The organism is Enterobacter sp. R-1.6.2 (assembly GCF_035064085.1).
In the GTDB taxonomy this organism is placed as follows: Bacteria; Pseudomonadota; Gammaproteobacteria; order Enterobacterales; family Enterobacteriaceae; genus Enterobacter; species Enterobacter asburiae_B.
Genome location: NZ_JASEYI010000016.1, coordinates 1 through 12,619 on the forward strand (window position 1 = coordinate 1; position 12,619 = coordinate 12,619).

Below are 12,619 nucleotides of genomic sequence, written 5' to 3' on the forward strand. Positions count from 1 at the left end.
CTGATATACCAGTCAGAAATACGGGCGAGAAGCTCCGTTATTTTCGCCATATCCAGACACCGGCCCTGCCACGGCGCAACCAGGGCCTGCTGCGTTTTCGGGGAAATGAGGGTCGTGCCGGAAAGGGTAATGGTATCAATGGTGAAGCAGGGCCCGGCGCCGGCTGCAGGCAGAGGTCTGGCAGGCGCGGGACGAGGAATACTCCGCTCCAGCTCTTCACGCTGTTGCTGGTTCTTTAATAAAAGCTGCTGCTGTTGCTGCTGAATAGTGTCGCGATCGGCTGGCGACAAGGGTGCAGCGTTAACGCTCGCTGAAAAAAGCGCACCCGATAAGATAAAAATAATATAATTTGCTAATGAAATTATTCTTCTTTCTATTTTATTGCTATTCATCCATGCCACAAAAATTATTCGCAATTAATATTTTCGGAATATAGGAGCATTCTTAATGCGAGTATATCTAATTTGCGTTAGGGCGAAGCAAATATAATATTTTTTCAGAAAAATGAGAGGTGGATTAAGAAAAAATAAGAAGTGATTTAACTAACCCTTAAATCTTGAGTTAGCCGTAATACACTAGCTGTGAAGACGAAACGTTTTTCTCCATTCCGCAGGACTCACCCCAAAACGCGCCTTAAACTGCTGTCGCCAGGTGACGGCGGAATTAAATCCCACCAGCTCGGCCACGCGTTCAATCGGCATATTTCCGGCTTCAAGCAGGAGCTGGCTGCGCCGCAGGCGTTCGGCGGTAAGCCAGTCGGCGACGCTCATCCCCGTGGCTTGAATAAAATGACGGGTCAGGGTGCGGCGGCTCATCGAAACCACCTCCGCCAGTGAGTCCAGGCTATGCGGTTCGGTGATGTGCCGCTGCAGGTAGTCGATCAGGCAGTTAATGCGTCCGTCGCGGGTATCTTTGGGTACCGGCTGGGCGATGAACTGCGCCTGACCGCCCTCGCGGTGGGGCGGAACAATCATCCGACGGGCAATCTGGTTGGCGACCACGCTGCCAAAGCGCTGACGAATGATATACAGGCAGCAGTCCAGCGCCGCCGCGGTTCCGGCGGAGGTGATGATATTGCCGTCATCCACGTAGAGCGCATTGATATCCAGCTGAACGTGCGGGAAAAGGGACTGGAACTGATGCTCGAACTCCCAGTGGGTGGCCGCACGTTTGCCGTCGAGGAGCCCCGCCCAGGCCAGCACAAACGACCCCAGACACAGCCCGACGATTTCCGCGCCGTTGTCTCTCGCCTGCACCAGGCTGTCGAGCAGCGTCTGGGGCGGGCGTTCAAGAACGTGCTGCCAGTAGGGAACGACGACAATATCGGCCTGACCAAGGGCGGTAAAATCCTGCGTGGCGTTGAGGGCAAATCCGTCTTTTGAGGTGAGAAATCCCGGCGTTTCGGCGCAGATCGTCACGTTAAAGCGCTTTTCGCCGGAGACCGAATCGCCAAACAGAATGCAGGGAACGGAGTAGTGGAACGGGCTGAACCCGTCTACCGCGACAATCGCGACGTTGATTAGCGACATCAGATCCTCCTTTCCCCTTAACGCGCTCAGAATATAACGGTTTCGCCATCCTGGGGAATGCTCACTGCGTCACTCACCTGATTGGCTTCAACGTACTCACGCAGCGCGCTGCGGGTCAACAGGCAGTGGTTAATCGCCTCCATATGGATCGCCACAATGCTGGCCTGCGGCAGCAGGAAATGAACGTTGAGCACGTCCTCCTGCCCCATAATAATGGGCCCAAAACCAATAACGTGGGCATAGCCCGCGTTCAGCACCACCACGTCCGGCTGGTGCTTTTGCAGATCGGCCGCCACCTCGTCACGCCAGACGGTATCCCCGGCAAGATAGAGCGTCTTCTCATCGGGATGACGCAGCACCACGCCGCAGGCCTCACCCAGACGCTCCGCCAGCTCGGGCACGGCGTAAGCGCGATCGGTGCCGTGCTGCCCGCCGTGGGTTTTCGTAATCTGAATATCGCCGAAGAAGGTCGCGTCGGTCATGACCGTCAGGTTGCTGAATCCCTGGCTGCGCAGCAGCGCGGCGTCACGATCGTTTTGCACGTAGATCGGTTTGTCTTTGGCGATCAGCTCCGCCGCAGTGAGATCCCAGTGATCGTCATGAGTATGGGTGACGATCACCGCGTCGGCGTCCAGCAGCGTGTTGACGTCAACGGGGAGTTCGACCGTCGGGTTACGGCGTTCGGCATACGCCGTGCCGGGAAAGCCCGGATAAGCCCCCTTCGGGGCCAGCATCGGGTCGATTAAAAGACGTTTTCCGGCGTAGGTAATCAGCTGGGTGGCGTTGCGAATGTGGGTAATGTTCATGGGCTATCCTCCGGTGGGTGTGATAAGGAGGATAGCCAGCCGTCGCAATTGCCGCAGTGGGTTAAAGGGCGATTACCGATGGAATCGGGCCAATTTAAGCAACCCGTTTTCAGTCAGATCGTTTACCAGCCCGGCACCGCCCCGCCGTTAAAGATCGTCTCCGCCGCTTTCGCTACCTCAGACGACTGATACGACTGGATAAATTCCTTCACGTTCTCCGCGTCTTTGTTGTCTTCGCGCGTCACTACGATGTTCACGTACGGCGAGTTTTTGTCTTCAATAAAGACGCTGTCATGCACCGGCGACAGCCCGGTTTGCTGAATATAGGTAGTGCTGATGATGGCGACATCCACTTTCGGGTCGTCCAGCACGCGCGGCAGCTGCGCCCCTTCTAGCTCCATAATTTTCAGCTGTTTAGGGTTGGCGGTAATATCCAGCGCCGTCGGCAGCAGCCCGGTGCCCGGCTTCAGGGTAATGAGCTTCTCCTTTTGCAGCAGCAACAGCGCGCGGCCAAGGTTGGTCGGGTCGTTTGGAATGGCAATCGTCGCCCCATCCTTCAGGTCAGAGACGGATTTGATTTTGCGGGAATAGCCGGCCATCGGAAAAACAAAGGTGTTCGCCACGGCCACCAGCTTGTAGCCATGCGCCTTGTTATCCTCAGCGAGGAACGGGCGATGCTGGAAGACGTTGGCATCCAGTTCTCCCTGGTTGGTGGCATCGTTGGGCAACAGCGAGCCGCTGAAGCCGACCAGCTCCACGTCCAGGCCATATTTCTCTTTTGCCACCTTTTTGGCGATTTCCGCCACGTCCTGTTCAGCGCCGTTGATGACGCCCACTTTAATGTGTTTGGCATCGCTGCCACTTTGATCGCACCCTGCCAGCAGCAGGCCAGCAAGTACCAGAGCACCCAATCGACGTTTCACAAGACAGTTCCTTTTGCTAAATGTTGTAGTGACTATATCGACAACGAGGCGGTGAAATAAAAACCGAAAAAGAATCAATAAGAAGGATAAGTTATATGCGGGTTTTGCCGGGTGGCGCTGCGCTTACCCGGCATGAGGGATCACGACGTTGTCGTCCAGTCCTCGACGGTAAGCTCCTGCACCATTCTGAATGCACGATCGTTAGTCACAATCGTTGTTCTCCGACTGATAGCATGCGCAGCGATCAGTTGATCGAGATCGCCCATCACTTTTCCTCTCTTCTCCATTGCTGCGCGGAGTTCGCCGTACGTTGCGGCGGCGTCACTATCCCAGTCGCAAATCGTAATGGTTTTAAGAAATTCCAGTATGGTTTTTTGTAATGTGTCGTTTTGCTTTTTGGCTATCCCATAAAGCAATTCAGCCTCCGTTACGCTTGAAATACACATTTTTTCAGTTGGGGTGCGAGAATATTGTTCCAACACCCCAGGATGTTGTCTCACGAGATGGCTTACCATGTTTGTATCCAACATATGCAGCATATTCTAGAGTCCTTCAAAGGGATCTCTTGTTGTATAGCTCTGATTACGTTCCTCTTTGCTGAGGAATGAATCAGGAACATGGGTCTGCTTCAATAAACGTAAAAAGTTATCTCGATGCCGCTCTTTCTCCGATCTCGCAGTCAAAACGACATTCCCCTCCTCATCCCGCCGGATGTAGACGCTCTCCGTATCAAACGCGAATTCAGCAGGTAGCATTACGGCCTGATTCCGCCCCTTTTTGAAGAGTTTTGCTGTGCGTTCCATTGCCATCTCCATGGTTTACTTGACCAGGCCAAAGCATGCGCCAGGGCCTGAAAAGAAGACAAGCAACACGCTTCAAATTAGGAATGCGACTCGCAATAAATAGCTGAATCCCTAATCACAGAAACGGATTTAAAGCGCTTTCGCCAGATAATGCCGCTGCATGCCCGGATAAGGATAATCCTGCAAAGACATTTGCAGCTGGTACCCCTGTTTTTCATAGAACGGGCGCGCCTGGAAGCTGGCGGTATCGACCAGCGCGTGCTTACAGCCTTTGCGTCTGGCTTCCTCTTCGGCCGTTTTGATGAGCTGGCTGCCCACGCCGGATCCGCGCACGGTCTCGCTGACCCAGAGATAGTCGATATTCAGCCAGTCGCCTTTACGCACCCCAATTAGCCCGCCGAGCATGACGCCTTTATCGTCTCGTACGTAAACGCCAATGTCGCCGCTAAAGGTCGCCATATCCAAAAATTGCCCGTTATAGGCTCTTAACCCCACAAATAACTCTTCTTTTTCAGCGGGCGTTACATTATTTGTTATGCTCAGGTGCATTTTTCTCTCCTTATTTTCTATGCAATCTGAATATCTCACAGCTTAACCTCCACAAAAACTCCTCATTCCCTCCATTTTTTAAATACGGAAACATTCCCTCAATATCTAAATAAAAAAGGCCTTTCCAATACGCACCCAAAACGTATACTGAGAACGATCATTCTCACTTTTACACGATAGCCGACGATGAGTACGAAACTGGAAGAACGACAAAAACAACGTCAGGACGAGATCATCACCGCCGCGCGTCGTTGCTTTCGCGCCAGCGGATTTCACGCCGCCAGCATGTCGCAGATCGCCAGCGAGGCGAAGCTCAGCGTCGGGCAAATTTACCGTTATTTCAGCAATAAAGACGCGATTATCGAAGAGATGATCCGCCGCATCATCGACTCGCGCATTGAGGAGATGCAGGGTAAAACCCTGGTGGAAGGGATGCCGCAGGCGCTCGCCTGGCGACAGACCCTCAACGAAGATGACGATGCGCTGATGCTGGAAATGTCCGCTGAGGCCACGCGTAATCCGCAGGTGGCGACGATGCTGATCGAAGCCGAATCGCGCATGTTCGCCAACGCCTGTGCGCACCTGAAAAAGCAGTTTCCCCACCTGAGCGACGAGCATATTCGCTGCTGCGTGGAGATTACCGCCGTGATGATTGAGGGGACGATTTATCGTCGATTAACCCCCTTAAAAGTCCCGTCAGAACAATTAGAACCCCTTTATCAGGATATTTTAAATATGCTTTTCTCTGCGAAGTAATCGCATATGAATAATTAGCGGGAATAAGTAATTCCCCTTTTTTACATTTCTGGCTCAGCCGGAGATGCGGTATCGCTGTGCCTTTAAATAGCCCTCCTCCCCGTTAAGCCATTAACGGGGCTGGTGTCGTTCACCCTGGAAAAAGATTATGAAAAACATAACAACCTCCATCGCGGCATTATTTCTCCTGACCGGGTGCGATAATGCGCAAACATCTGCTCCCCAGCGTCCTCTTCCGGATGTGGGGATTGTCACCCTCTTGAGCCAGCCGGTGTCCGTCGTCAGCGAGCTGACCGGCCGCACCACCGCCGCCATGAGCGCCGAAGTGCGCCCGCAGGTGGGCGGCATTATCCAGAAGCGGCTGTTCACCGAAGGCGATACCGTGAAAGCCGGACAGGCGCTGTATCAAATTGACCCTTCCAGCTACCGCGCGGCGTTTGATGAAGCCGCCGCGGCGCTGAAGCAGGCTCAGGCGCTGGTAGCGACCGACTGCCAGAAGGCCCGGCGCTATGCGCAGCTGGTGAAAGACGACGGCGTGTCGCGCCAGGACGCAGAGGACGCGAAGTCCACCTGCGCGCAGGACAAGGCCAGCGTCGAGTCAAAGAAGGCCGCGCAGGAGCGCGCGCGCATTAACCTCAACTGGACCACCGTTACCGCGCCGATTGCCGGACGCATCGGCATCTCCTCCGTCACGCCCGGCGCGCTGGTGACCGCCCAGCAGGATACCGCGCTTGCCACCGTTCGCGGACTGGACAGTATGTACGTCGACTTAACCCGTTCCAGCGCCGATCTGCTGCGTTTACGCAGGCAAACCCTTGCCACCAATAGCGATACGCTAAGCGTGTCCTTAATCCTTGAAGACGGCAGCACCTACGGCGAGAAAGGCCGTCTGGCGTTAACCGAAGTGGCGGTGGATGAATCAACCGGCTCGGTCACGCTGCGCGCCGTCTTCCCGAACCCGCAGCACCAGCTCCTGCCGGGGATGTTCGTTCGCGCCAGGGTGGATGAAGGCGTCATGAACGACGCGATCCTCGCCCCGCAGCAGGGCATCACCCGCGACGCCAAAGGCACCGCCACCGCGCTGGTGGTGAATGCCAGCAATAAGGTCGAGCAGCGTCAGCTGGAGACGGGCGACACCTACGGCGACAAATGGCTGGTGCTGAGCGGCCTGAAGGCGGGCGATAAGCTGATTGTGGAAGGTACCGACAAAGTGACCGCCGGGCAGGAAGTGAAGGCCGAAGAGATGAAAGCTGCGGGAGGAAAAGCCTGATGTTTTCTCGTTTCTTCGTGCGTCGCCCGGTCTTTGCCTGGGTTATCGCCATTCTCATCATGCTCGCCGGGATGCTGGCGATCCGCACGCTGCCGGTCGCGCAGTACCCGGACGTCGCCCCGCCGTCGATCAAAATCTCCGCCACCTACACCGGTGCCTCCGCGCAGACGCTGGAAAATAGCGTGACGCAGGTGATCGAGCAGCAGCTGACCGGGCTGGATAACCTGCTCTACTTCACCTCCACCAGCAGCTCGGACGGGTCGGTGAGCATTACCGTCACCTTCGAGCAGGGAACCGACCCGGACACCGCCCAGGTGCAGGTGCAGAACAAGGTTCAGCAGGCAGAATCGCGCCTGCCGACCGAGGTGCAGCAGTCCGGCATTACCGTCGAGAAATCGCAGAGCAACTTCCTGCTGATCATGGGCGTGTACGACAAAACCGACACCGCCAGCAGCTCGGATATCGCCGACTGGCTGGTGAGCAATATGCAGGACCCGCTGGCGCGCGTGGAGGGCGTCGGCAGCCTGCAGGTGTTCGGGGCGGAATACGCCATGCGCATCTGGCTTGACCCGGCGAAGCTGGCGTCCTACTCGCTGATGCCTTCCGACGTGCAGAGCGCGATTGAAGCCCAGAACGTGCAGGTTTCCGCCGGTAAAATCGGCGCGCTGCCCTCGTCGAACGCCCAGCAGCTGACCGCCACCGTCCGCGCCCAGTCGCGCCTGCAGACGGTCGATCAGTTTAAAAACATCATCGTGAAGAGCCAGTCCAGCGGCGCGGTGGTGCGCATCAGCGACGTCGCCCGCGTGGAGATGGGCAGCGAAGATTATACCGCCACCGCGAAGCTCAACGGCCACCCGGCGGCGGGTATGGCAGTCATGCTCTCACCGGGTGCGAACGCGCTCAACACTGCGACGGCGGTAAAAGACAAGATTGCCGAGTTCAAAAAGTCGATGCCGGAAGGCTACGACGTGGCCTACCCGAAAGACAGCACCGAGTTCATCAAGATCTCCGTTGAGGACGTGATTCAGACCCTGTTCGAAGCCATTATCCTCGTGGTGGTGGTGATGTACCTGTTCCTGCAAAACATCCGCGCGACGCTGATCCCGGCGCTGGCGGTACCCGTCGTTCTGCTGGGCACGTTTGGCGTGCTGGCGCTGTTCGGCTACTCCATCAATACCCTGACGCTGTTTGCGATGGTGCTGGCGATAGGGCTTTTGGTGGATGACGCCATCGTGGTGGTGGAAAACGTCGAGCGTATTATGCGCGACGAAGGCCTGCCCGCGCGGGAAGCCACCGAAAAATCGATGGGCGAAATCTCCGGCGCGCTGGTGGCCATTGCGCTGGTGCTCTCTGCGGTATTCCTGCCGATGGCCTTCTTCGGCGGCTCCACCGGGGTGATTTACCGTCAGTTCTCGGTCACCATCATTTCGGCAATGTTCCTCTCCGTGGTGGTGGCGTTGACACTGACGCCCGCACTCTGCGGCTCGATCCTGAGCCACACGACGCCGCACAAAAAGGGCTTCTTCGGCGCGTTTAACCGCTTCTACAGCAGGACCGAGCGCGGCTATCAGAACAAGGTCCTGCGCGCCCTGCGCCGTTCCGGCGGCATGCTGGTCATCTACGCCCTGCTCTGCGGCGCGATGGGCTTCGCCATGCTTAAGCTGCCGGGCAGCTTCCTGCCGACGGAAGACCAGGGTGAAATCATGGTGCAGTACACCCTGCCGGCCGGTGCGACGACGGTGCGTACCGCCGAAGTCAGCCGCCAGGTGCGCGAGTGGTTCCTCACCAAAGAGAAAGCCAACACCAACGTGATCTTCACCATTGAGGGCTTCAGCTTCAGCGGCAGCGGCCAGAACGCCGGGATGGCGTTTGTCTCCCTGAAAAACTGGTCCGAACGTAAAGGCGATGAGAATACCGCTCAGGCCATCGCCCTGCGCGCCACGCAGGAGCTGAGCACCATCCGCGATGCAACCATCTTTGCCATGACGCCGCCCGCGGTGGACGGCCTGGGCCAGAGCAACGGCTTTACCTTTGAGCTGATGGCCAGCGGCGGCACCGACCGCGACGCGCTGCTGAAGCTGCGTAACCAGCTGATTGGCGAGGCCAACCAGGACAGCTCTCTGCACGCCGTGCGCGCCAACGATCTGCCGCAGATGCCGCAGCTTCAGGTGGATATCGATAACAACAAGGCCGTGTCGCTGGGGCTGTCCCTGAGCGACGTTACCAACACCCTCTCCAGCGCCTGGGGCGGGACCTACGTGAACGATTTTATCGACCGCGGCCGCGTGAAAAAGGTCTACATCCAGGGCGACAGCGACACCCGCGCCGTACCGTCGGATCTCAACAAATGGTTTGTGCGCGGCAGCGACAGCACCATGACGCCGTTCTCCACCTTCGCCACCACCCGCTGGGAGTACGGCCCGGAAAGCCTGGTGCGCTACAACGGCTCGGCGGCGTATGAGATACAGGGCGAAAACGCCAGCGGCGCCAGCTCCGGCACGGCGATGGGCAAAATGGAGCAGCTGGCAAACAGCCTGCCGTCCGGCAGCACCTGGGCGTGGAGCGGTTTGTCGTTGCAGGAAAAACTGGCGAGCGGTCAGGCGATGAGCCTGTATGCCCTCTCCATCCTCGTCGTGTTCCTGTGCCTGGCGGCGCTGTATGAGAGCTGGTCGGTGCCGATTTCGGTCATTCTTGTGATCCCGCTTGGCGTGCTGGGCGCGGCCATCGCCGCCTCCCTGCGCGGGCTGAACAACGACGTCTATTTCCAGGTGGCGCTGCTCACCACCATCGGCCTGTCGTCGAAGAACGCCATCCTGATTGTCGAGTTTGCCGAAGCCAAAGTCGCTGAAGGGTACTCTCTGACGCGCGCCGCCCTGCGTGCCGCCCAGACGCGCCTGCGTCCGATCATCATGACCTCGCTGGCGTTTATCGCAGGGGTTACGCCGCTGGCCGTGGCAACCGGCGCAGGCGCAAACAGCCGCGTGGCGATTGGTACCGGCATTATCGGCGGAACGCTGGCCGCGACGCTGCTGGCGATCTTCTTTGTTCCCTTATTCTTTGTACTGGTGAAACGTCTGTTCTCCGGTAAACACGCGAACCGGAGGTCATAATGTTTCGTGTATCTGTTTTAGCGTTAGCCCTGCTGAGCGCAGGCTGTGTGTCGTTAGACCCAACGTATCAACGCCCGGACGCGCCCGTCCCGGCAACCTTGCCCGGCGCGCACGGCGAAGCCACCGCCGTGGTGAGCCAGTGGCAGCAGGTAATGAACGATGCGCGGCTGAAAAGCGTGGTGACGATGGCGCTGAACAGCAACCGCGACGTGCAAAAAGCGATTGCCGATATCGACGCCGCCCGCGCCCAGTACGGTGAAACGCGCTCGTCCCTGTTCCCGACGGTGGACGCGGAGCTGAGCCACACCCGCAGCCGCACGCTGGCAAGCGGCGTCGCGACAAGCGATGAAGCCAACGGCGCGGTCTCCAGCTTCGAGCTGGATCTGTTTGGCCGCAACCAGAGCCTCTCCCGCGCCGCGCGTGAAACCTGGCTTGCCAGCGAGTTCACCGCGCAGAACACGCGCCTGACGATGGTCAGCGAGCTGACCACGGCCTGGGTGACGCTGGCGGCGGATAACAGCAACCTGGCGCTGGCGAAATCCACGATGGAGAGCGCCGCGAACTCGCTGAAGATTGTGAAGCGCCAGCAGGAAGTGGGCGTGGCGGCGGCGACGGACGTCAGTGAAGCGATGGCGGTGTATCAGCAGGCGCGCGCCAGCGTGGCGAGCTACCGGACGCTGGTGATGCAGGACAAAAACGCCCTTAATCTGCTGGCGGGCAATACGGTGCCGGAGAACCTGCTGCCCGGCACGCTGGAGAGCCTGAGCGATAACGCCATCACGCTGATCCCGGCGGGCGTCAGCTCCAGCGCGCTGCTGCGCCGCCCGGACATTCAGGAGGCCGAGCATAACCTGCTGAGCGCCAACGCCAACATCGGCGCGGCGCGCGCCAACTTCTTCCCGACCATTTCACTCACCGCCAGCGCGGGCGTCGGCAGCGACTCGCTCTCCTCCCTGTTCAGCCACGGGATGAAGGTTTGGTCGTTTGCGCCGTCCATCACCCTGCCGCTGTTTAGCGGCGGAAACAACCTGGCGCAGCTGCGCTACGCGGAAGCGGAGAAGAAGGGGCTGATCGCTACCTATGAGAAAACCATCCAGAGCGCGTTTAAGGACGTGGCCGACGCGCTGGCGCGACGAGAAACCCTGAGCGAACAGCTCGACGCCCAGCGCGAATACGTCGCGGCGGAGCAAAAAACACTGGACGTGGCAACGCGCAGCTATAAGGCGGGCGCGGGGGATTATCTGACGGTACTGACCGCGCAGCGGTCGCTGTGGTCGGCGCAGGAATCGCTGATCGCGCTGCAGCAAACCGACCTGGAAAACCGCATCACGCTGTGGCAGTCGCTGGGGGGCGGTCTTCAGTAGCGCTTGCCGGGAAGTTCATGACAGGCGGTGAAGAGAAAATTCATACTTTCGGCTGGCGTCGCTACACTGAATGTAACGATATATTTCATGGGAAGCATGTGACTTCTAAAGGGGGTTGTTGATGAAAGCTGCGCACCTGGTCTGCCTGCTGGTTTGTCTGCTCTTCGCCGCGTTTGTCCATGCTCAGGAAAAGGATGACCCCGCGAAAGAGGCGCAAATAAAGCAGCAGGTCCTTAAAGATATTAAGAAAACCTGTACGCCACAGAAAAAGCAGAGCGATAAAGCCTGGCAGGAGATGATTTTGTCGTCCGAGGCCAATCAGCTGCTGATCAAAAATGCCATTACCGCCGTGAAGCGCGACAACCTGGATGCCTACTGGGGGGCGATTGGTCAGGTGGATTGTATGGAAGATTATTGAGAGCTGGAAACGTGCTTCTCGCCGGGTGGCGGCTGCGCCTTACCCGGCCTACACAACATTTTTAACGCTTCCGCATATCCGGAATGATGAGATCCCCGCGCAGAACATAGGACCCGAGCATCTGCGTTTTCTCCGTCAGCCAGCTCACAATGCGCGCCGCCATCGCGTCCATGGAATATTCAATCGCCGGGATCACCGGAATGCCCGGCAGGTGCAGCGATCCGGCCAGGCTGAAGACCATGATGTCGTCCGGCACCGATTTATTAAACGCCTGCAGCTGCGGGATCACCCGCTGGGCTTCCTGCTCGTCCGCCACCAGCAGCGCGTTGAAATTCAGGGTGCTGGCGTTGTTAAGCAGCTCCTGCAGCGCAACAGATGAAGAAGTCGCGTCCATAAAGACCAGGCTGCGATTAAAGGGCAGGAAATTTTTCTCCAGCGCGTGCTTGTAGCCGAGCAGCACCTGGTCGGCAAAACCGCTGCCGTGGGGGTGGATCAGCGCAATCTGGCGACGCCCCTGGCTGGTGAGGTAGTTACAGGCGGTTTCGGCGGCAAAGGCGTGATCGAACTGAATGCTGTTGGAATTATCAGACTCCATGCAGTCCACCAGAATGACGTTGTCCATCTCCACGTCCAGCGGGAAACGGGCGCCAATCACCAGGATATCATCGCAGAGTCCGCAGGAGAGTTCTTCAAGGGCGTGCATCACTTCCGCCTTGCTGTGCGCGAAGCGCAGCAGGAGGTGTTTTTGATGCTGGCTGAGCTGTTTTTCCAGCGCGTAGAGATATCCGGTGGTCTGGTTAATATTTTCCTGCGCGCAAATGACTCCAATGCAGCCCGTCGACTGGCTCAGCAGCGACTGGGCAATCACGTTGGGACGATAGTTCAGCTCATCCACGGCCTTCAGAACGGCCTGACGGCTGGCTTCCTTTACGCCACGCGACCCACTCAACACTCGCGATACCGTGGCTTTAGACACCCCGGCAAGACGTGATACATCATTGATTGTCGACATCTCTTTCCCCTGGCAGGCTTACCTCGCGCCTGCAAATTCCATCACCGCTTCGGCTCACATTATAGCCAGAACGGAGTAT

Annotated in this window: 13 protein-coding genes; 5 read left to right on the forward strand and 8 right to left on the reverse strand. The window is 57.8% G+C overall.

Annotation, left to right across the window (positions count from 1 at the left end):
* The 7 genes from QMN93_RS16955 to QMN93_RS16985 form a co-directional block, all read right to left on the reverse strand.
* Positions 1 to 290: POTRA domain-containing protein (locus QMN93_RS16955; protein WP_323619874.1), on the reverse strand; the 290-nt coding region annotated here is incomplete at its 3' end.
* 285 nt (positions 291 to 575) lie between these two features.
* Entirely contained in the window at positions 576 to 1,529 is a 954-nt protein-coding gene (locus QMN93_RS16960) for a GlxA family transcriptional regulator (protein ID WP_048981419.1), read from the reverse strand.
* Positions 1,530 to 1,555: 26 nt separating this feature from the next.
* Positions 1,556 to 2,335 (reverse strand): MBL fold metallo-hydrolase, encoded by a 780-nt coding sequence (locus tag QMN93_RS16965; RefSeq protein ID WP_182382840.1) that lies wholly within the window; start codon positions 2,333 to 2,335, stop codon positions 1,556 to 1,558.
* Positions 2,336 to 2,457: 122 nt separating this feature from the next.
* Entirely contained in the window at positions 2,458 to 3,258 is an 801-nt protein-coding gene (gene nlpA, locus QMN93_RS16970) for a lipoprotein NlpA (protein ID WP_182382841.1), read from the reverse strand.
* A gap of 140 nt (positions 3,259 to 3,398) precedes the next feature.
* Positions 3,399 to 3,797: a type II toxin-antitoxin system VapC family toxin gene (locus QMN93_RS16975; RefSeq protein WP_176686521.1), complete on the reverse strand. Its 399-nt coding sequence runs from the start codon at positions 3,795 to 3,797 to the stop codon at positions 3,399 to 3,401.
* A 3-nt stretch (positions 3,798 to 3,800) separates the two neighbouring features.
* Positions 3,801 to 4,061: an antitoxin gene (locus tag QMN93_RS16980; RefSeq protein WP_039260382.1), complete on the reverse strand. Its 261-nt coding sequence runs from the start codon at positions 4,059 to 4,061 to the stop codon at positions 3,801 to 3,803.
* Between the two features lie 129 nt (positions 4,062 to 4,190).
* On the reverse strand, positions 4,191 to 4,610 hold the full coding sequence (locus tag QMN93_RS16985; RefSeq protein ID WP_039260381.1) for a GNAT family N-acetyltransferase: 420 nt from the start codon (positions 4,608 to 4,610) through the stop codon (positions 4,191 to 4,193).
* Between the two features lie 186 nt (positions 4,611 to 4,796).
* Here QMN93_RS16985 and QMN93_RS16990 point away from each other — a divergent pair, with 186 nt between their 5' ends.
* The 5 genes from QMN93_RS16990 (at position 4,797) to QMN93_RS17010 (ending at position 11,528) form a co-directional block, all read left to right on the forward strand.
* Positions 4,797 to 5,366, forward strand: coding sequence for a TetR/AcrR family transcriptional regulator (locus QMN93_RS16990; protein ID WP_033144322.1), 570 nt, complete (start codon positions 4,797 to 4,799; stop codon positions 5,364 to 5,366).
* 148 nt (positions 5,367 to 5,514) lie between these two features.
* Positions 5,515 to 6,636 (forward strand): efflux RND transporter periplasmic adaptor subunit, encoded by a 1,122-nt coding sequence (locus QMN93_RS16995; RefSeq protein WP_182382842.1) that lies wholly within the window; start codon positions 5,515 to 5,517, stop codon positions 6,634 to 6,636.
* Positions 6,636 to 9,746: an efflux RND transporter permease subunit gene (locus QMN93_RS17000; protein WP_193140290.1), complete on the forward strand. Its 3,111-nt coding sequence runs from the start codon at positions 6,636 to 6,638 to the stop codon at positions 9,744 to 9,746. The genes QMN93_RS16995 and QMN93_RS17000 overlap by 1 nt, the downstream gene beginning before the upstream one ends.
* Positions 9,746 to 11,110, forward strand: coding sequence for an efflux transporter outer membrane subunit (locus QMN93_RS17005; protein ID WP_182382844.1), 1,365 nt, complete (start codon positions 9,746 to 9,748; stop codon positions 11,108 to 11,110). Before QMN93_RS17000 ends, QMN93_RS17005 begins: the two co-directional genes overlap by 1 nt.
* Positions 11,111 to 11,231: 121 nt before the next feature.
* Positions 11,232 to 11,528 carry a YicS family protein gene (locus QMN93_RS17010; protein WP_023309843.1) on the forward strand — a complete coding sequence of 99 codons (297 nt, stop codon included), beginning with the start codon at positions 11,232 to 11,234 and terminating at the stop codon, positions 11,526 to 11,528.
* A gap of 61 nt (positions 11,529 to 11,589) precedes the next feature.
* Here the strand turns inward: QMN93_RS17010 and QMN93_RS17015 are convergent, their stop codons facing one another.
* Entirely contained in the window at positions 11,590 to 12,540 is a 951-nt protein-coding gene (locus QMN93_RS17015) for a LacI family DNA-binding transcriptional regulator (protein WP_033144326.1), read from the reverse strand.
* Positions 12,541 to 12,619 lie beyond the last annotated feature (79 nt).